Below are 327 nucleotides of genomic sequence, written 5' to 3' on the forward strand. Positions count from 1 at the left end.
GGCAAGATGTGGAAGTGGTGTGAGCCATTAAGCTAACTTGTACTAATTACCCGTGAGGCTTAACCATACAACGCCAAACGCGTTTTATGCGACAGTTTGACAGAAGTTAATATGACTAAAGTAGAAATTACTTAGAAAGACTTAAAAAATATTATCAGATATTTTCCAAATTCAGTTAATGCGTAGATATACGAATTAACGCCCTAATTTGCTTGGTGACAATAGCGTTTTGGACCCACCTGACTCCATGCCGAACTCAGTAGTGAAACGAAACAGCGCCGATGATAGTGTAGCATTTGCTATGTGAAAGTAGGACATTACCAGGCT

Annotated in this window: 1 rRNA gene; it reads left to right on the top strand. The window is 39.4% G+C overall.

The window, feature by feature from the left end:
- The first annotated feature begins 211 nt into the window (after positions 1–211).
- A 5S ribosomal RNA gene (rrf, locus tag H5157_RS20760) occupies positions 212–326 on the top strand.
- Position 327 lies beyond the last annotated feature (1 nt).

The organism is Pseudoalteromonas sp. SG43-3, from assembly GCF_014164385.1.
Taxonomy (GTDB): Bacteria; Pseudomonadota; Gammaproteobacteria; order Enterobacterales; family Alteromonadaceae; genus Pseudoalteromonas; species Pseudoalteromonas distincta.